The following is a 17,704-nucleotide window of genomic DNA, read 5'->3' as shown; positions in this document are numbered from 1 at the left end:
TCTTCAACATGACCTGGGGAAACGCAGACAAGGCGGGTGGATCGTCTAGCAGTTCGGACCGTCTAGCTAGACGATGCACCACCAGCCCTACTGAAAGTTCAGATACGCCTTCGACGGTGTCGGGCCGCGCTGGCCCTGGTACTTCGAGCCGAGCGCACCCGAGCCGTACGGAGTGTCAGCCGGGGAGGTCATCTTGAACAGCGCGAGTTGGCCGACCTTCATGCCGGGCCACAGCATGATCGGCAGGTTGGCCACGTTGGACAGTTCCAGCGTGATGTGCCCAGAGAAGCCCGGATCGATGAAACCCGCGGTGGAGTGGGTCAGCAATCCCAGACGGCCCAGCGAGGACTTGCCCTCGAGGCGGCCGGCCAGGTCGGCGGGCAGCGTGAAGCACTCCAGGGTGGAGGCGAGGACGAACTCGCCGGGGTGGAGGACGAACGCGTCGTCGTCGGCAACCTCGACGAGCGTCGTCAGATCCGGCATTTCCAGCTTCGGATCGATGTGCGTGTACTTCGAGTTATTAAAGACTCGGAAGAACTTATCCAGGCGCACGTCAACCGAACTCGGTTGGACCATCGACGGATCGAAGGGGTCGATGCCGAGGTGGCCGGAGTCAATGGATTCGCGAATGTCGTGATCTGAAAGCAGCACGACACAGAGTGTACTTCCCCACCCCTTGCCCGGTTTTTGGAGCCGGTTCCTGCAGTGCTAAAGTCGTAAAAGCTGCCGGCGTAGTTTAGTGGTAGAACATCAGCTTCCCAAGCTGAGAGTGCGGGTTCGATTCCCGTCGCCGGCTCCAATGTCATGAGTCGCGTCATGCTTGACGGATGAGTCGCGACATGCTGGACGGACCGGCATCCCAGTTGTTTTTGTTCTGGGGTGCCGGTTTTGTTCATTCGGCGTGAAGTGGTGGGTCGCCGTGTTTCCAGTAGGCCTTTTGGTAGTCGCGGGCGGTATCGATGTAGTGCTCGGTGATGACCTCTCCGGTTTCGGCGAGTGATGTGATGATGTGGTTGTCGGTGATGACCATCAGGATTTTCTTGTGTTTGTAGGCGCGTCCGATGCCGAGATGGAAGAGTTTGCCGGCATAGCGCACGGTGACTTTGCCGTTTTTGTCGACGGTGTCGTTTCGGGTGCGCCATTCTTCTTTGGGGTTGTCGTTGGGCGTGGCTTTAACTCCGGTGGTGTATGCCTGTTGCGGGGTGCGTCTGCCTAGGGCTCGGTGGGGGCGTGTGCAGTTGTAGTATTGGCGAAATTCGTTGAGGAGTTGTTGCAGCTCGTCGATGGTTTGTGCTGGGGGTCGGGCTTTGATCCATTTTTTGAGGGTTTGGTGGAATCGTTCGATTTTTCCTTGGGTTTGGGGGTGGCCTGGCCGTCCGTTTTTCTGTTGGATTTTGTGTGCGGCGAGTGTCTTTTCGAACGCGTTTCGCCCGCCCTTACACCCGGCAAGACGGGTGGTAAAGACCATGCCGTTATCCGTCAGTGTGGATGCTGGTGGGCCGTATTGGTCAATCAGACGGCCCAGTTCGGCAGCGACGGTGGTGCCTGAGAATGCGGCAGCTGCGGTGATTGACAGCAGGTATCGCGAGTGGTCGTCGAGGAAGTCGAGGACTTCTACTCGTGTGTTGTCGGCAAGGTAGAGGTTGGTGATATCAGCTTGCCAGCATTCGTTGGGCATTGCGGCTTCGAAGCGGATGTAGGAGTTTTTCGGCCTTTTCCTCGGCTGTGGGGTAATTAGGCCTTCGTTGGTGAGGATGCGGCGAATCGTTGAGGTTGAAGGGGCACGTTTGCCGGCTTGTTCGAGGTGGTAGGCGATGGTTTCGGGTCCGGCGTCAAGTCCGTGCCGGGTGAGTTGCTTGCGGATGTCGATGATTTCGTTTCGTAACGCGTCCGGTACCGCGTGTGGGTGGGTGTGAGGTGCACGTGATTTCGGTGCGATTGCTTCGGCGCCGCCTGCGTCGTAGGCGTTGAGGATCTGGTGGACTCGTTGGCGTGAGATGCCGAAGCGTTTGGCGACGTTGGTGGGTGTCGCACCTTGGTCTCTGACGGCTCTGACAATGGCAAGGTTGCGGTTGGGACTGTTCATGATGTCAAACATGTCCCGACTCACCGGTCAAGCGTCACCGACACGGCTGAGGTAACCCTAAGTGTCAACTTTGTCGCGACTCACCTGTCAAGTATCAGGACTGCCCTCGCAGGCACACCCCGTCAAATATGTCGTGACTTCGGACACCGTCGCCGGCTCCAAGGCACTGGTTATTTTTGGGGGCGAAATGGATCAGCGGACGGTCAAATTAGACTCGACGGATCACGGCGAGTTTGTCATCTACCAGACCGAGGACGGATTAACGGAAGTCCATCTGCGAGTTGTCGACAAATCAGTATGGATGACTCAAAGTGAAGTCGCAGATCTCTTTGATATATCTCCGGCAAGCGTGAGCATTCACCTCAAGAATATCTACGCCGAAAACGAGCTGAGCAGGGATCGAACTATTAAAGAAATTCAAATAGTTCGATCTGAAGGAGATCGCGATGTTTCGCGAACACTCAAACATTACAATCTGGATGCGATTGTTGCTGTCGGCTACCGAGTTAAAGGACCAAGAGGAAATCAGTTCCGACGCTGGGCCAGTGAAATACTCCAGGAGTATTTGAGAAAAGGTTTCGTCCTCAACGACGAAAAGCTCAAAGACCCCCGCGGAACCGATTATTTCGACGAGCTACTCGCGCGAATCCGGGATATTCGATCCTCCGAAGCTCGCCTCTACCTCAGACTACGAGACATTGTCGCGCTTGCTACGGACTACAACAAAGATAGCCCCAAAACACGCGGGATTTTCAGCTGGATTCAGGACAAACTCCATTACGCAGTTACCGGTCAAACTGCTTCAGAAATCATTGCGACACGTTGCGACCCCGGAGCCGACAACCTGGGGTTATCCACTTTCAAGGGGAAAGTGGTAAGGAAAGGTGATGTAACCACCGCAAAAAACTATCTAACAAATTCCGAGCTCACCACACTCAACCTGCTAGTTTCCTAGTTTTTGGAATATGCAGACCTCCAGACTCGTATGAGAAGCCCTATCTACATGAAGGATTGGTTGGAGAATACCGATTCGTTTATTGAATTCAATGGCTTCGAGCCGTTGAAGGATCGCGGAAGAATCTCGCGCGAAGAGGCCAACAGACTAGCCAAAGAACGCTACGAGCTATTTAATGCTGGTCGGGAATCCGACAATCTAGCCGAAGCTGACGCAAAACTGGTCGAGACCATGAAGCAGATTGACCGCCGGATTCTTGCAGACCGAGCCCGTTTAACACCCCGCGTAACAGACATCCCGGACGAGGAGTCTTAAACCCCTCACGCTTCCGTCGTGCACGCCGTGACGGGCTTATCCGACAGCAGGATGGCGCGGTAGCCGCCACCATCAACCGTGTAGCGCAGGATCTTCCAGTCTGGGTTGTATTCCTGCGCGAGTGCGAGGTCTTCGGGGTTGTGGTTGTGGGCGGTGATGGTGTCGTCGCCAAGTGGTGTGCTCACGCGGAATGTGAGCGTGGTGCCGTCGTGGGCGAGGATGTCGATGGGGAACCAGCAGAATTTTTGGTTCATGGCGCGCAGCACGGGAATGTAGTGCTGGTTGTGGCCGCGGGTGCGTTGGTCGCATTCGCGGTAGGTGCAGGTGCGGCGGGTGGCGGGGCGTTTGGGGAAGGGGACGGCGTCATCGCCAACGCGTACGGCGGCGGCGCTTGGCGAGTATTCGAATGTCGCGCCGGTGTTGGCGACGAATTCGTGGCCCTGCGCAGCGCTATCAAACTTTGCGACGACCACCTCACCCGTCTCATCAAGCGTAAACGCAAAGGTCAGCCCGTCCATGCTGCTGAGGGTGGCTGGGGTCCAGTCGGTGGGCATGCCAAAAGACATGGTGCTCCTTGAAATATCGCTCTTCCGGCGCGGCGGTTGCGCGTGCCGGCGGATCTTCCCTCGGGAGCACCGTGCGCGATGAGCGCGGTTGCTAATCGACGAGCCGAGGGGCCTTATCCGTCAGATTTCTTGATCCAAAACGACACAATATAGACCAAGCGGTCTAGTGTCAAGTGGTGCGGTACCCGCTCCCCTACCCGCAGCGGACGATGGGCTGCGGGTCGTAGACGGTGGTCTGGGTTTCACGGGAGAGTTCGTTGCCGGCGAGGTCGTAGATAATGCGGGTATCCGAGGTGGTGAACCCGGGTGCGCCGCCGGACGGCGAGCAGTTCGGGCCGGACACGTTGACCGGCTGCGGGCTGGTCTGGGCCCAGCGGCCGCCGTTGATGGACTGCACGTTGACCGTATTCACGCCCATGAGGCTGACGGTGAGTTGGCCGCCGCCGACGTTGGTGGCGATGCGCACCGGGTAGGGGCTGTCGTTGCGGAACTGCAGGTCGATGGCGCCTTCGTACACGGTGGCTTCGCGGCCGGCCGGATAGCGGGAGATGTAGTAGGAGTGCGGGGTGTGGGCGACGTCGGTCATGCCGGCGAAGTAGGCCGCGTTGTACAGGGTGGTGGCGAACTGGGAAATGCCGCCGCCGACGGCGGTGTCGGCACGCCCGTTGAGGATGATGCCGGATTCGACGTAGCCCTGGGCGGTGCCGCGGGGGCCGGTGTAGCCGTTGAGGGAGAACGTCTCCCCCGGGTTCACAATCGCGCCGTTGACCGTGTTGGCCACCAGGGCGATGTTGGTGCCGGAAGCACCCGAGTAGCCGCCGGTGGTAAACGAGCCGACCACTTCGTTGAAGGTGGCGTTGTTCGCTTCTTCGGTGGTGAAGTCCGCGGGCACCGGCTTGTAGTCGGCGTCCCAGGAACGCCCCTTGGATCCGAGGACGCGGTCGTTGAAGCCGGCGAGGGTTTTTTCCCAGTCCACAGCGGTGCCGTCGACGGAGGGTTCGACGCCGCCGCCGGTGAGTACGCGGGCGTTTTGCATTTCCACTTCGGTCTCGGCGAGCTGCTCGGCCAGGATGGCTTGCGCGGCTTCGACGTTCACCTTCGGGGCGATCTTGCCGTCGACGTTGGGGAAGCTGACCACCTCGCCAAGCCGCTCCTGCGGGATAGCGGCCTTGTGATCATCGCGACCGGTCACGGTCAGCGGGCCGTCCAAGGCGGCGCGCACGGGGCCGTCCATGGCGGCGCTCATCACAGCGTCGTCGATGGCGGGCGGCACGGAGGTCGGATCCACATCGATGCCGTCCGGGTTGAGCCAGCCGGTGGTGGTCTCCTCGCGCAGCAGGTCGCGCTCGACCTTCTGGCCGTTGATCGGCTTGGTGGTCTCGGCCTTGCCGGCTTCGACGCGGATGGTGCCGTCGGTGGGGTCGAAGTGCAGTTCGTCGCTGATGCGGTCGAGGGTGCGGTTCAGGGCGGTGTCGTCGATAAGCGGAACCGCGTCGATCTCGTGGGTGGTGAACAGGCCGCGCAGGCGCGAGATCGGGTTGGCGGTTTCGATGCCGGCGGCGTCCACGGTGGCCTGGTAGTCGATGTCCAGGCCGGACTTCGCGGGCACGAACGTGGACGTCTTGTCGCCGGCGCGGACCTCGACGGTTGTGTCAGCAGCGCTGCCGAGTTCACCCTCGAGCTTCGCGCGAGCCTCGTCCGGCTTCATCGCACCGATGTTCACGCCGCCGACGGTGGTCCCGCGCGGGACGTTGCCGCGGTGCATCGCCAGATCCGCCAGGTACACAGCAAGCGCGATGGCGAGGATGCCGAGCAGCACACCGAGCGCGATCTTGCCGCCGCGTCCCTTGCTGCTCGCCTTGTGCGAGGTTGCCTTCACCGTAGTCACCCAAACAAGGGTAATGCAGATGTTTGAAAAAGCGGGTTAGAGGTTGTCGTCGATAAGCAATTGCTGCACGCGGGTGGCTGCCTCATCGATGCGGTCTTCGGCGATGTAGCCGTTGTTCACGCACCACACGACGTGGTCGATGATGGCGGGCAGATCCTTACCCGTGGACCACAGCGCCTGGTCGGCGCCGGAGGCGATGGCGCGGGCGACGGCGTCGCGGGTGGGCGCGTAATCGAGGATGCCGCGCATGCCGGACAGGTCATCGGTGACCACGACCCCGTTGAAGGGCACTCCGCCGGGGTAGTCGCCCTCGCGCAGCACGCGGTAGGCCTCGGGGTTCATGGAGCTGGGCACGCCGTCGGGGCCAAGGCCCGGCACGATCATGTGGCCCATCATGACGCTGGCGCGCGGGAACTGCGTCAGCAGCGGGCCGTAGGGGCGCATGTCTAGGTCGCGGACCTGGTTCAGCGGCGGGGTGACGGCGAGTTGGTGGTGCGTGTCGCCGGAGGCGCGCCCGTGGCCGGGGAAGTGTTTGAACGTGGGCGTGACCTGGGCGTCGGTGAGCCCCTGGGAGAACAGCGTGGCAACCCGCACGACTTCGGCCGGGTCGCCGTGGAAGGCGCGGTCGCCGACGATGTCCAGGTCGGTCACGTCGAGGTCCAGCAGCGGCGCGTAGTCCACGTTGATGCCGTGCGCGCGCAGGGAGCGGCCGATGTCCCAACCGGTGCCGCGGATGACCTCCGGCGGGGTGCCGGCCAGCGCGCGCGGCGGCATGAACTCGCCGAGCACGTTGGTGTGCCGTTGCACCCGGCCGCCCTCAAAATCGATGGCGACGGAAAACGGCCTCTCGTACTGTTCCCGCAGCGCATTGATGTTGCGGCCCGGTTCAGTGAGCAGCCGCGGGTCCGCCCAGCTCGGAATGATCAGCCCGCCGACACCCTGGTCGAGCGCCACCCGCGCCTGCTCGTAGTTCGCCGCGCCAACCACCATCAGCGACGCCACTCGCGCCCGTAGGTCCTCGGGCACGCGTTGTTGCGCGGGGCTTAACAGTGCAGGAGCTTCTTGCTTATCGACGACCCCACCCTCCCGCACCGTCGACGGCGCCGTCACCGCTTCTGGGGTCGGGGTGGCTTCCTCCGCGGGCTCGGGGGCTCCACATCCGGCAAGCGCAACGCACGCGGCAAGCGCAACGGCACGCGTGGCGTGCGCTGCGCGTGCGCCGAAGGCTCGATTCCGCATGTGATTGACCCCTGTATTGCGTGTGAAAACGCCCTTACTCTACTCGCTGCTGGTAGCCTTTTCCGACATGTCCCACGTCGTTGTCCTACCAGAGCCGCTGAAGCGCCACGCCGCGTCCCCTGTCGTGGCGAGCGCTGTCGTTGGCATTGTGCTCGGCGTGGTTGGTGTGCTCGGTATTGCGGCAGCGTCGGGCCAATCGACGGTGCCGGAGAATACGGCCGTTTCCGCTGATGATGCGGTGCTTGGCGGGCCGGAGTACGGTTCGCGGAAGTAGGGCTGGGTGGGGTCGTCGAGAAGCGCCCATGTTCTTGGGTGGCTGGTCCTGACCCTGCTTGCGCTGGCGCAGCCGCCAGGGCAGGTGGCGGCCGACACCAAGTTTGATCTCGTTGCCAACCCGGCGCGGTTTTTGGCGCGGGCGACGCACGCGTACACGGATGAGTTTCCGCTGGGGCAGGTGCAGAACCAGGCGTACGGGTATCTGTTTCCGCAGGGCGCGTTTTTCTGGTTGTTTGGGTGGTTGCCGGATTGGTTGACGCAGCGTGCGTGGTGGGCGTTGCTGCTGGGTGTGGCGTATTCCGGCACGTTGGTGCTGGCGCGGCGCATCGGGATCACGGGTACGTGGCCGCCGGTGTGTGCGGCGTTGCTGTACGCGCTGAGCCCAAGGATTTTGACCACGCTGACGGCGATTTCTTCGGAGGCCTGGCCGGTGGCGCTGGTGCCGTGGACGTTGGTGCCGCTGGTGCAGCGTCGCCCGCAGGTGGCGCCGGCGGTGGTGGCGGTGGCGTGCATGGGTGCGGTCAACGCGACGGCGACCATCGCGGCGTGCCTGCCGGCGTTTGTGCTGCTGGTGGCGCTGCGCCGCTTCCGCGAGGCTGCACGCTTCACACTGGGTGCGATGTTGGTGTCGGCGTGGTGGATCGGCCCGCTTCTGGTGCTGGGCATGTATTCGCCGCCGTTTACAGACTTCATCGAGTCCGCGCATGTGACCACTGCGTGGCTCAACCCGGTGGAGATCCTGCGTGGCACCACCAGTTGGACTCCGTTCGTGGACACGGAGCGCGTCGCAGGCCACCTGTTGGTTGCGGAGCCGGTGTTCATCATCGCCACCTGCCTGATCGCCGCGTTCGGTCTGGCGGGCTTGGCGCGGCGCGACATGCCGTGGCGCGGGCCGCTGCTTGTTGTGTTTGTGGTGGGGTTTGTGGTGTTGGGGTCCTCGCCAATGCTTGCACCGCTTTACGACGACGCCCTCGCCCCCTTGCGCAACCTCCACAAGTTCGACCCACTGGTCCGACTGCCGTTGGTGCTCGGGGTGGGGTTCGTGGCATCAACGGTGCGTCGCCCGCAGGTGGTTGGGGTGGCGTTGGCGGCTGCGGTGGCGCTCGCGCCCGCGTGGTCGTTGCGCCTGCTGCCGGAGGGCACCTGGTCGGAGGTCTCCGAGGACTGGGTGGCGGCAGGCGAGTGGTTGGAGGAGCACGCCGCGGGCACGCGCACGCTGGTGGTGCCGGCGTCGTCCTTTGCGCGCCAGCATTGGGGGTGGACGCGCGACGAGCCGATCCAGGCCCTGACCAGCACGCGCTTTGCCTTCCGCGATGCGGTGCCGCTGGTGGATCCGGAGGCGATTCGTGGGCTGGACGGCCAGGTGGCGGTCGCAGATCAGCAGGCGCTGCGCTCTATCGGCGTGGGCGCGGTGGTGGTGCGCCGCGACCTGGAGCGCCAGCCCGTCACGCCGAACCTGGGCGAGCCGGACGCGAGCTTTGGGGAGGTGGATATCTTCCTGCTGGACCCACACGCGGACATCATGGACACCGACCGCGCGCCGATTGCCGTCGACGGCGGCGGTGAGGTCCTCGCGCTGTTGTGGCGCGAACTCGGCTACTTCCCGGCGCGCCTGACCGGCGAGGCCCCCGACATCGTCACCGATACCCCGGCGCTGGCGGTGCGCAACTACGGCACCATCCACGGGCAATCGGGCCACCTTGCCGACGAATCCGAGGACACCACCGTGCGCAACCGCGTCAAGGACTACCCGTCCGCGGGCACGCGTGTTGGGGTCGCACAAGATGGTGAGGTGCGGGTGTCGTCGTCACGCGCGGATGCCGGTGCTTTCGGTGGTCCGGACCCTGCGAAGTCGATCACCGCCGCCTTCGACGGCTTGGATGAGACAGCCTGGTGGCCTGCGCCCGGCGACCGCGACGCTTGGATCGAGTTTCAGACTCAGCAGCCTCAGATTTCGCTCACCGCCACCGCGGACACCACCGTGCAACTCTGCGACGGGCACGACAATTGCCGCGACGTCACCCTGGTCAAGGACCAGCCGCGCCGCCTGACCCGCGGCGACGCCACCATCGTGCGCTTGACCGAACCCGTGGGCATCCGCGAGCTCGACGTGGGCGTCACGCGCGTCGTCCAGGTGGAGGGCACCGCGGACCGCTACTTCTTCCAACGCCGCTTCCCTGCCACTGACGTGATCCAGCGCCGCTTCACCACCGCCGTGGACAGCGAATGGACGCTCTCTCAACCTGCGACGATCGACGGTGAGCGCCACGTCGGCCGCGTGTTCCTCGCGGCCGGTACACATGAGATTGCCACCCGCGCCGAAACCGTCATGCTCTCGCGCGCGCCGCTGCCCAACCACACCGGCGAGCGCATGATCCTGACCACCCGCGCGTTCAACGAAGGCCTGCGCGCCACCCTCGGCGGCGTCCCGCTCGAGCCCATGCGTATCGACGCCAACGCCCAGGCGTTCCGCGTCCCCGAACACGCTGACGGCGAGTTTGAAATGTTCTTCACCGGCGACGGCGCCTACCAGTACTCGCTCGTCGCCGGCACCCTGCTGAGCCTGCTGGTCACCGCCCGCTGCCTGTGGGTGCCGTGGCGCCACTTCGAGCGCTTCACTCCCCCACCCGGCGCGAACTGGCTGCCGGGCCTGGCCGTCATCGCCGTGGCACCCCTGCCCGGCGCGGCCGCCGTCGTACTCGCGTGGCTGGTGCGCCGCTTCACCGTGATCCCGATGCCGCACCTGGCCGCCGCCACCATGACCGTGTGTGGGCTCGTGCTTGCACGTGCGCCCTGGCCGGCGGCGAACTACGCCGGCTCGTCGACCTTCCTCATCCTCGCCGCCTGCTTCGCCGTGGCCTGCCTGATCAGCCGCGCGCCGGGTACCTCCACCAGTTCGTAAGAGATGTAGGAAACGGCGGTGCTCAGCAGGGTGGTCGTCGCAAAGATCAGCAAGAAGTGCCCCGAAAACATGGGCACGCCGAGTATGGGGAACACGAAGTACAGCACCGCCATGTGCCACAAAAACACCGAGTAGGACCAGTGGCCGAGTGTGCGCATACTTTTCGACGACAGCACCGTCCCCTCAAACCTCTGCCCCAGCGCAAAGGGCGCCACGAGCAGGGCGGCGAACACCGCGCCGAGGACTATCCGCACGTTGAACTCCAGCGGGCTCGGGTGCTCCAGGCCGCGCGGGCCGATCACGCCCGCCACCCACGCCACCGGCAGTGCCAACACCACGAACGGCCAGCGGGGTCCTGCGTAGCGCACCCCGGCGCGCTCCAATTCGGCGAGCACCAACCCGACCGCAAACCACAGCGCATACGACGGCGGCCAGATCTGCAGGTTCAGCACCGCCGGGTCCGCAATGCCCGAGACCGCCCACGGCCACACGAACCCGAGCGCCACCGCGACCGCCAGCGCCACGTACCGGCCCCGCGCACCCAGCCGCAGGTACAGCGGCAACACGAGGTAGAAGGCGACTTCGATGCATAGGGACCACATTTGGGTGAGGCCGTCGATAAGCGCGTGCGGCACGTAGACCTGCACCAACAGCACATTCGCCACCACCTGCGTTGCGCTGACCCCCGCGAGCGGCGGCAGCGCAAGCAGCACCACCGCCACGCACACCACATACGCCGGCACCAGGCGAGCAACACGCCGCGAGTAGTAGCCCGGCCGCATCCCACCGCGCGCCAACAAAAACGCCGACAGCGCGAAAAACACCGCCACGAAGTAGTCGAAGCGCTCCAACACCGCCGAGCCGGTCCCCGTCTGAAACGCAACGTGCGTGGCCACAATGCCGTACGCGGCCACGGCGCGCAGGCCGTCGAGCTCGGGCAACACAGCGGGTCTTGGATTCACGATGGGCAAAGTCTAGTCGCCCGGTAGGGTTAGGCGGGTGAACCTGCGTCGTCGATTAGCCATCTGCCTGGGCATCATTGTCGTCTGCGCCGCGCTGAACATCGCCTCCCCCATCGTGATTGCACAGCAGCGCACCCTGCAGCCCGGCGAGTACACCATGCTTTTCGACGACGCCCGCTCCCGCACCGTCACCCTGACCAAACAGCCCAAATCCATGCTGGCTGAGGTAACCGTCGACGGCGATGTCGTAGACAGTTTTCTCATCGACCCCTCCCCCGCCTTCCCCGCCAAAGGCCGCGCCGGGCTCGGCCCGCTGCTGCCCTACCAGCCGGAACGGCGCACCTACCCGCTGTTCGACACCACCTCCGGCCAAGACGTCCCCATGGATTACTTAGGTCCCGGCAACGTGCGTGGCATGCAGACCTACAAGTACACCGCTGCGTTGTCCAACGATTGCGTGCGCACCGTCGACGCGGAACGCCGCACCGGCCGCATCCTCGACGAGATCTGGGACTGCCCGCCCGAGCAGTGGGTGCTTGCGGAGGAGACCAAGGCAGCAGCTGTCGACGCCGCGCGCCGCGACGTGGCCTGGCTGCGTGGCCTGCAAGTCATGGCGGTGCTCACCCGCTTCATCGCGGCCGCGGCGTTCATTGCTGGCCTGGTGGCCTATGCGCGCCGCCGCTAAAAGGTGGTGGGCGCCGGTCTATGGCGCCCTGCTGGTTCTGGCGCTGACCTGGCCGTTTCTTGTCCCCGGTGAAGCGTTCGCGCTGCGGGACATGCTGGTCTTCGACGCGATGGAACTCACCCGCGCCTCGTTGGGGTGGGGTGACCTGCCCGCCCGCAACGTCCCCCAAGACGCCCTGCTTGGCGTCCTGCCGTATCCGGTGTTGTTCCTGCGTGTGTTCATGGTGTCCGCCGCCGCGGCCGCCGCGTGGGCGGGGTGGAAACTCGGCCGCACTCCACTTGGCCAAGCGGCGGCGATGACGGTGGCGGTATGGAACCCGTTCGTCGTAGAACGGCTGCTGCAGGGACAGTGGTCGCTTGCCGCCGCGGCCTGGCTGCTGCCCCTGGTGGCGTTGGGTGTGCACCCGATGTCCGGGCTTGCGCACTGGCTGGCGTCACTGACACCGACCGGCGCCATCGCCGCCGCGTGCGTGGCCCGCAGCCCTCTGACCACCGCGCTGACCTGCGCGCCGTGGGTCGTCGCAGGCATCTTCGCCGGGGCGGGCGGCACCTCATCGGCCGTGTCCGCCGAGGTGTTCGCCCCGCGCGCCGAAGGGCTCACCGGCACCCTCGGCGCGCTCGTAGGCCTTGGCGGAATCTGGAACGCTCACGCCGTGCCCGCCTCCCGCGAGGCCGGCTTCGCCCTGTTCGGCATCGCGCTGTTCGTGCTGCTCGCGCTGGCCTGGCGCGAGGTGCCCCGCCGCCTACTCGTGCTCGCCGGGGTCGGCTTCTGCATCGCGCTCGCGTCCTGGGCGGGCCTGCTGGGGCCGGTGGTCGCGCATGTCCCCGGGGCCGGCCTGCTTCGCGACGGCCAAAAGTGGCTCATCCTCACCATCCCCGCCCTAGTCACCGCCGCCGGCGCCTTGAGTCCCCGCCGCGCGCTCGCCGCTGCCACCTTCGCACTCCTGCAGGTCCCCGACGCGCCCGTCGCCGTCGCCGCACTCACCCCCACCACCGTCGAGATCCCCGCCATCAACCACCACGGCCGCGACGTCCTCTTTGAATCCCGCCCGACGCTCACGCTTATCGACGACCACCCCACCGTCGACCCCGCCCCCAAAGCCATGAACGTGGTCGAATCCGGCGCGCTGACCGTCGACGGCGTCGTCGTAGACCCTCCATCACCACGCTGGGTCGCCGCCCAAGCGGCCATCGACGACACCGATGCGCTGCGCGAGATGGGTATCGGGGTGGTGGTGCGTTCGGATGGGCGGGTCGTCGATACGCAAGCGGCTCCGAATCCGCTGCCACCTGCGGGAATCGCACTGTTCGCACTGTGGCTCGCGGTGCCAGCAACGCTGCGCCGCAACCGATAGTTGGAACCTCCCATGATTGAAAGCTTGCATGAATTGTGTTGTGCGGTTAAAGTGAACTCCAGATGAACAAAAGGTTACGCACCGCAGAATCAAGGAGGTATAGCCGTGGCCAACAACAACATCGATTTCAGCATCATCCGCGAGCGCGCCCTGCGTAACATCCGCGAGGACCTGCTCGCCGAGTTCGCCGGACAGTACGACGCACTCGAGATCAACGACGCCTTCGACGCCGTCGTCCGCAACCACAAGCGCACCGCAACCGTCGAAGACTTCATCCCCGTCCTCGTCGAAGCAGAAATGCGCGACCGACTCCGCGACGGCGAACTCTTCCCACAGGCCGCCGCATAACTCACAGCAAAACCCAACGCCCAACCCCTTTGCAACGGTTGGGCGTTTTGCTATGTTCGACACTTAACACTGTCGGTAGCGAAAGCACACCGGCACCCAGCGAACGTCAACCCCACGCGCCCGGGGAAAAGGGAGCACACACCGGCGCCTTGTGGCCGTATCAAGGCTGAAGCGGTTCGATTCCGTTCACACGCACAACGCATGCGGCCTGCACGACGCACACGGGCACAACCCCCACCACAGGGTTGCACCGAGCACTATTTACTACCACGACGTTGGGGGTGACCCGGACACTTTCGTGAGGGTTGGGAACGGGGACAGAACTTACAAGGAGGCACCCATGCTGCTCGCAGAAGCACTCGCACGCCGCGCCGAGGCGCAAGACCGCCTGAACAAACTGCAGGAACGCCTCGTCCAGGGCGCCATGATCCAGGAAGGCGACACGCCCGTCGAGGACCCAGCCGAACTGCTCAAGGAAGCCGCCGAGCTGCTCCAAGAGATTGAGACGCTAGTGCGCCGCATCAACCACACCAACGCGCAGACCGCCTTCGAAGGCGCCACGCTTACCGACGCCATCGCGCGCCGCGACGCCCTCCTGCGCTCCCGCCGCCTCTACGCCGCAGTTGCCGACGCCGGCACCATGACTAACGCCCGCTACTCCCGCTCCGAGGTGCGCTTCGTGCCCACCATCGACGTCAAATCGCTCCGCGAGATGGCCGACAACGCCTCCAAGGCCTACCGCGAACTGGACACCAAGATCCAACAGCTGAACTGGACCACCCAGCTCATCTAAGTTCTGCCAGTAACTCCCGCGAGCACGGCCGCGAACCTACGGCCGGTCTCCTCCCACGAAAAGCGCTGCGCCCAACGCTTGGCATTCTCGGCCATGCTGGCGCGGCGCTCAAGTGTTTCTCGGGTTGCCTCGGCGAAGTCGTCCCCATCCTGGACGAGGCGGCCAGTTTCGCCGTCGCGGATCGAATCCGCCACCCCGCCCGCCGACGCGTACGCCACCGTGGGCACCCCATGCTGCGCGGCCTCAATCACCGCAATACCCCAGCCTTCCTTCCGCGACGGCAACAGGTGCACATCCGCGCGTTCCAGCAACGCGTGCTTGTACGGCTCGGAGACGTGCCCGTGGAACACCACATCGCCACGGCCCTGCGCGTAGGCCCGCAGCTCGTCCTCCCACCAGCCCGAACCGACCACATCCAGCACCGCGCCCGGAATCCGCGCCGCGGCGTCGATCGCCTCCTCGATCCGCTTGTGCGGCACCAGCCGAGAGAGGGTGAGCAGGTGGGTGCGGTGGTCGTCGTAAAGCGAGGGCACATGCGCAGGCACCGGATCCACGCCATTCTCCACGATCTCGATGTCACCCTCGCGCACGCCAAGCGCCACCAAATCGCTTCTCGACGCCTCCGACACCGTCACATACCGCGCCCCCCGATACACCCGCGGCGCCACCTTCGACTCCAAAAACCACCCCAACCGGCCAATGACCGGACCCGCCACCGGCCACTGCTCCTTATGACAATGATGCGTCAGCAACACCACCGGCCTGCGCGTAAACAAGCGGGCGAAAAACGGAATGCCGTTCTGCGTATCCACCACCACATCCGGCCGGTTACGCCAGATAGAAAAGGGCGCCGCCAGGTACACGCTGAACTTCCCGCCGGCACGCTCGTAGCGCACCCCGTTACGGCGCGACCGCCGCGGCGCATCCGTATGCTTCGCCGTCCGATACACCACCTCGTGGCCCTGGGCCGCCAAGTACTCCCCGACACGCTCGAGATAGCGCTCCGAACCGCCGCCCTGCGGGTGGGTGGAGTCGCGCCAACACAACAACAACACCTTCACGGCGCAATGACCTCGAGCCCAACTTCACGGGCGGCCTCGGCGAGCCTGTCGTCGTACGTCAACACCGCATCCGCCTCCACATCCAACGCAGCCTGTAAGTGAATCGCATCCAACGTACGCAAATACGGCATCGGCAACATACTCGCAGCCCGCAGCGTCCCTCGGCCAAGTTCCGCGATCGAAATTCCCCGCAAGATCATCGTGGCCTCCCCCTGCGGCCGGCCGAGGCGCACCGCCAAGCGCCGCAGCTCAATCTCCAACAAGTCCGACGACACCACCTCGTATTCGCCTGCCTCGAGCCACAGCCGCATCGCGTGCGTGTGCGGCTCCAACTTGAGCAGACAGCCCATCGCCGACGTGTCGGCGTACACCCTGCGCATGTCAGTACCTGTCCGCGCGCATATCGTCGAGCGCATCCGCCAGCGACTCGCCCTCCACCTGCGGTACCGGAAGGTCGAGCCAACCACCCACCCGGGTCGCCGGACGGGTAATGGCCAGGCGTGGCTGCGGGTCGTCGAGAGGCATCAGGCGCCCGACCGGCTCGCCGTTGTTCGTCACCACGAAACTGCACCCTGAACGCACCTCACGCAGGATCTTCGCCGAATCATTGCGCAGCTCGCGCTGGGAGATCCTGCGCTCCACCAGCGATTCGTCCGATTCCGGATGTGCCATACGCCGAAGCGTAGCACGGTTGCTACAGTGCTAACATTGCGCGAATGCACCACACCCGCCGGATGGCCACGCTCCGCCGCTCACTGCGGCTGCTGCGCTCGTTCCCCTACGAGCAGTTCCGCCCGCGCGTGTTCTACTCCTCCCTCGCGCGCGATACGCGCATGCTTATCGACGCCCTCGCCAACGACCTTTCCCTACCCCCCATCACCAACCACTCCGTCCTCGACGTCGGCGGCGGACCCGGCTACTTCGCCGAAGAATTCGCCGACTGCTTCTACGTCGGCCTCGAACCCAGCGTCTCCGAAATGTCCGCCGCCGGCCTGTCCGGGTTTGGCTCCGTACGCGGCGACGGCGCAGCCCTGCCATTTGCCGACGACTCCTTCGACGTCGTGTACTCCTCCAACGTCGCCGAGCACATCCCGAACTGGCAGACCATGGGCGAAGAAATGCTACGCGTAGCCAAACCCGGCGGGCTTGTGGTGCTCAGCTACACGGTGTGGCTCGGGCCATTCGGCGGGCACGAGACAGGCCTGTGGCAGCACTACGTAGGCGGGGAGTACGCGCGTCGTCGATACGCAAAAGTGCACGGGCACGAACCGAAGAACCGCTTCGGCGAAACACTCTTCGCCGTCTCCGCACGCGAAGGCCTCGAATGGGCCGAAGCCACCGGACGCCTCGCCGCCGCCTTCCCCCGCTACCACCCAGCGTGGGCGTGGTGGGTCACCCGCGTGCCGGTGCTGCGCGAGTTCGCCGTCTCAAACCTCGTCCTCGTCCTGCGCGGCTAATACTGGGGCCTCAACAGCAGAGTGCGCTGTATTCGATCCATCTTCTTCATCACACCGAGTGTTTGGGGAGACATTGCATGCGCCAAGGCATACATGTCCGTCAACCGTTCCTGGTGGTCAACGTTAAGAATCTGTTCCTGGTGGCTTACACGGTTCCGGAGCCGACGCAACTGTTCTAAAGCAACCGCCACCGCATACCCATCCTCAACTTGGGCGGGAACTGGAGGTGAAATGCTCGAGCGGTGCCTTTCAACAAGCTTCGATGTCAACCCTGGGAAACCACTCACCAGTGCATGAATCCAAAGATTCTCTTTTGCTGAAAATCCTGTCGCGAAATCCGCACGATTGGCCGGCGGATGCAACGGGAAAAGAGCACTTAGATTCCCAAACGAGAGCTGCGAAACCCTGTCATCCAATGTCACCGGAGCCTTAAATCGGGGATGATTCCGAGGTCTGCGCCGAGCGCTACGTTCCGCTGCATTCCGTGCGTCCGTTGCCATGCGCTCCACTACTTTTCTAAGTGGACGAGCCGGGTTCTCAAGCCAATCTTCAGTACTGCTTTGCGCTTGGTTCCACGACCTTAAAGATGCGTCAATACGATTTCTCAGCACAGGCTCGAAGACCGAAAGCGCCTCATACCAAGCCGAAGCAATTGCACTTTGCCACAGATACAAGGATTGAACTGAGCGATCAGAGATGCTGTCCGCGCTTCTCCCAGTCTCTCCCACAATAACCATGCGGTATGACCGAACACGAGCGTCACTCAATCCCCCAAGCATTTCAGGGTTAAGCGACAAAATGTGTGTCCGGAATCGTT

The 17,704-nt window shown here is 64.1% G+C and carries 17 protein-coding genes, 1 tRNA gene, 1 pseudogene and 1 riboswitch; of the genes and pseudogenes, 9 read left to right on the top strand and 10 right to left on the bottom strand.

The annotated features are described in order from the left end of the window. Positions 1-87 precede the first annotated feature (87 nt). The gene (gene dcd, locus HMPREF2734_RS09710) at positions 88-651 is read right to left on the bottom strand and encodes a dCTP deaminase (RefSeq protein WP_070570662.1); all 564 of its coding nucleotides are present in this window, start codon (positions 649-651) and stop codon (positions 88-90) included. A 74-nt stretch (positions 652-725) separates the two neighbouring features. Between dcd and HMPREF2734_RS09705 the strand changes: the two genes are divergently transcribed. Then, a tRNA-Gly gene (locus tag HMPREF2734_RS09705) sits at positions 726-799 on the top strand. A gap of 93 nt (positions 800-892) precedes the next feature. On the opposite strand, the gene HMPREF2734_RS09700 is transcribed toward HMPREF2734_RS09705, so the two are convergent. Beyond that, entirely contained in the window at positions 893-2,086 is a 1,194-nt protein-coding gene (locus tag HMPREF2734_RS09700) for an IS481 family transposase (RefSeq protein WP_070570731.1), read from the bottom strand. A 187-nt stretch (positions 2,087-2,273) separates the two neighbouring features. Between HMPREF2734_RS09700 and rhuM the strand changes: the two are divergent. After that, positions 2,274-3,356: pseudogene (gene rhuM, locus HMPREF2734_RS09695) on the top strand (RhuM family protein). Positions 3,357-3,361: 5 nt separating this feature from the next. Here rhuM and HMPREF2734_RS09690 read toward each other — a convergent pair. The 3 genes from HMPREF2734_RS09690 to HMPREF2734_RS09680 all read right to left on the bottom strand — a co-directional run bounded on the left by HMPREF2734_RS09690 (position 3,362) and on the right by HMPREF2734_RS09680 (position 7,049). Next, complete coding sequence (locus HMPREF2734_RS09690) at positions 3,362-3,922, bottom strand: hypothetical protein (RefSeq protein WP_141750468.1); 561 nt, start codon at positions 3,920-3,922, stop codon at positions 3,362-3,364. A 13-nt stretch (positions 3,923-3,935) separates the two neighbouring features. Continuing rightward, positions 3,936-4,057: riboswitch (SAM riboswitch) on the bottom strand. Positions 4,058-4,115: 58 nt separating this feature from the next. After that, positions 4,116-5,687 carry a VanW family protein gene (locus HMPREF2734_RS09685; RefSeq protein ID WP_083308150.1) on the bottom strand — a complete coding sequence of 524 codons (1,572 nt, stop codon included), beginning with the start codon at positions 5,685-5,687 and terminating at the stop codon, positions 4,116-4,118. A 159-nt stretch (positions 5,688-5,846) separates the two neighbouring features. Further along, positions 5,847-7,049, bottom strand: a complete 1,203-nt coding sequence (locus HMPREF2734_RS09680; RefSeq protein WP_070570660.1) for a glycoside hydrolase family 3 N-terminal domain-containing protein — start codon at positions 7,047-7,049, stop codon at positions 5,847-5,849. 67 nt (positions 7,050-7,116) lie between these two features. Here HMPREF2734_RS09680 and HMPREF2734_RS09675 point away from each other — a divergent pair, with 67 nt between their 5' ends. Both HMPREF2734_RS09675 and HMPREF2734_RS09670 read left to right on the top strand, forming a co-directional pair. Next, a complete protein-coding gene (locus tag HMPREF2734_RS09675; protein ID WP_070570727.1) occupies positions 7,117-7,323 on the top strand; it encodes a DUF2613 domain-containing protein in 207 nt (68 codons plus the stop codon). Positions 7,324-7,329: 6 nt separating this feature from the next. Beyond that, positions 7,330-10,227: an alpha-(1->3)-arabinofuranosyltransferase domain-containing protein gene (locus tag HMPREF2734_RS09670; protein WP_070570659.1), complete on the top strand. Its 2,898-nt coding sequence runs from the start codon at positions 7,330-7,332 to the stop codon at positions 10,225-10,227. Here the strand turns inward: HMPREF2734_RS09670 and HMPREF2734_RS09665 are convergent. Next, positions 10,134-11,189, bottom strand: a complete 1,056-nt coding sequence (locus tag HMPREF2734_RS09665) for an acyltransferase family protein (RefSeq protein ID WP_246816817.1) — start codon at positions 11,187-11,189, stop codon at positions 10,134-10,136. The genes HMPREF2734_RS09670 and HMPREF2734_RS09665 overlap by 94 nt on opposite strands. 37 nt (positions 11,190-11,226) lie before the next feature. Here HMPREF2734_RS09665 and HMPREF2734_RS09660 point away from each other — a divergent pair, with 37 nt between their 5' ends. From HMPREF2734_RS09660 to HMPREF2734_RS09645, 4 genes are all read left to right on the top strand, one after another. After that, complete coding sequence (locus HMPREF2734_RS09660; protein ID WP_070570657.1) at positions 11,227-11,874, top strand: porin PorA family protein; 648 nt, start codon at positions 11,227-11,229, stop codon at positions 11,872-11,874. Further along, positions 11,858-13,228: an MmpA family trehalose lipid delivery protein gene (locus HMPREF2734_RS09655; RefSeq protein ID WP_070570656.1), complete on the top strand. Its 1,371-nt coding sequence runs from the start codon at positions 11,858-11,860 to the stop codon at positions 13,226-13,228. Before HMPREF2734_RS09660 ends, HMPREF2734_RS09655 begins: the two co-directional genes overlap by 17 nt. 105 nt (positions 13,229-13,333) lie before the next feature. Further along, complete coding sequence (locus tag HMPREF2734_RS09650; RefSeq protein ID WP_246816816.1) at positions 13,334-13,576, top strand: three-helix bundle dimerization domain-containing protein; 243 nt, start codon at positions 13,334-13,336, stop codon at positions 13,574-13,576. 340 nt (positions 13,577-13,916) lie between these two features. Further along, positions 13,917-14,369: a DIP1984 family protein gene (locus tag HMPREF2734_RS09645; RefSeq protein ID WP_070482232.1), complete on the top strand. Its 453-nt coding sequence runs from the start codon at positions 13,917-13,919 to the stop codon at positions 14,367-14,369. Here the strand turns inward: HMPREF2734_RS09645 and HMPREF2734_RS09640 are convergent. From HMPREF2734_RS09640 to HMPREF2734_RS09630, 3 genes are read right to left on the bottom strand one after another with little or no spacing between them, the layout of a single operon-like run. Next, on the bottom strand, positions 14,366-15,430 hold the full coding sequence (locus HMPREF2734_RS09640; RefSeq protein ID WP_070570654.1) for a glycosyltransferase family 4 protein: 1,065 nt from the start codon (positions 15,428-15,430) through the stop codon (positions 14,366-14,368). The genes HMPREF2734_RS09645 and HMPREF2734_RS09640 overlap by 4 nt on opposite strands. Further along, on the bottom strand, positions 15,427-15,810 hold the full coding sequence (locus tag HMPREF2734_RS09635; RefSeq protein ID WP_070423308.1) for a type II toxin-antitoxin system VapC family toxin: 384 nt from the start codon (positions 15,808-15,810) through the stop codon (positions 15,427-15,429). Before HMPREF2734_RS09635 ends, HMPREF2734_RS09640 begins: the two co-directional genes overlap by 4 nt. Before the next feature lies 1 nt (position 15,811). Continuing rightward, positions 15,812-16,102 (bottom strand): type II toxin-antitoxin system Phd/YefM family antitoxin, encoded by a 291-nt coding sequence (locus tag HMPREF2734_RS09630; protein WP_070423309.1) that lies wholly within the window; start codon positions 16,100-16,102, stop codon positions 15,812-15,814. A 44-nt stretch (positions 16,103-16,146) separates the two neighbouring features. On the opposite strand from HMPREF2734_RS09630, the gene HMPREF2734_RS09625 reads away from it, so the two are divergent. Then, positions 16,147-16,887: a class I SAM-dependent methyltransferase gene (locus HMPREF2734_RS09625; RefSeq protein WP_070570653.1), complete on the top strand. Its 741-nt coding sequence runs from the start codon at positions 16,147-16,149 to the stop codon at positions 16,885-16,887. Here HMPREF2734_RS09625 and HMPREF2734_RS11850 read toward each other — a convergent pair. Continuing rightward, a partial coding sequence (locus HMPREF2734_RS11850; RefSeq protein WP_210384757.1) for an Abi family protein occupies positions 16,884-17,704 on the bottom strand: 821 nt, incomplete at its 5' end. The two genes, HMPREF2734_RS09625 and HMPREF2734_RS11850, sit on opposite strands and share 4 nt — an antisense overlap.

Source organism: Corynebacterium sp. HMSC055D05 (assembly GCF_001810365.1).
Classification (GTDB): Bacteria; Actinomycetota; Actinomycetes; order Mycobacteriales; family Mycobacteriaceae; genus Corynebacterium; species Corynebacterium coyleae.
This window is presented reverse-complemented; position numbering and strand designations above follow the sequence as displayed.

What these genes read in the sequence shown, in the direction of transcription:
- HMPREF2734_RS09630 (WP_070423309.1), bottom strand. Translation starts at nt 16,102, where the DNA reads ATGGCACATCCGGAATCGGACGAATCGCTGGTGGAGCGCAGGATCTCC.
- HMPREF2734_RS09635 (WP_070423308.1), bottom strand. Translation starts at nt 15,810, where the DNA reads ATGCGCAGGGTGTACGCCGACACGTCGGCGATGGGCTGTCTGCTCAAG.
- HMPREF2734_RS09700 (WP_070570731.1), bottom strand. Translation starts at nt 2,086, where the DNA reads ATGAACAGTCCCAACCGCAACCTTGCCATTGTCAGAGCCGTCAGAGAC.
- HMPREF2734_RS09655 (WP_070570656.1), top strand. Translation starts at nt 11,858, where the DNA reads ATGCGCGCCGCCGCTAAAAGGTGGTGGGCGCCGGTCTATGGCGCCCTG.
- HMPREF2734_RS09625 (WP_070570653.1), top strand. Translation starts at nt 16,147, where the DNA reads ATGCACCACACCCGCCGGATGGCCACGCTCCGCCGCTCACTGCGGCTG.
- HMPREF2734_RS09690 (WP_141750468.1), bottom strand. Translation starts at nt 3,922, where the DNA reads ATGTCTTTTGGCATGCCCACCGACTGGACCCCAGCCACCCTCAGCAGC.
- HMPREF2734_RS09675 (WP_070570727.1), top strand. Translation starts at nt 7,117, where the DNA reads ATGTCCCACGTCGTTGTCCTACCAGAGCCGCTGAAGCGCCACGCCGCG.
- HMPREF2734_RS09645 (WP_070482232.1), top strand. Translation starts at nt 13,917, where the DNA reads ATGCTGCTCGCAGAAGCACTCGCACGCCGCGCCGAGGCGCAAGACCGC.
- HMPREF2734_RS09680 (WP_070570660.1), bottom strand. Translation starts at nt 7,049, where the DNA reads ATGCGGAATCGAGCCTTCGGCGCACGCGCAGCGCACGCCACGCGTGCC.
- HMPREF2734_RS09685 (WP_083308150.1), bottom strand. Translation starts at nt 5,687, where the DNA reads ATGCACCGCGGCAACGTCCCGCGCGGGACCACCGTCGGCGGCGTGAAC.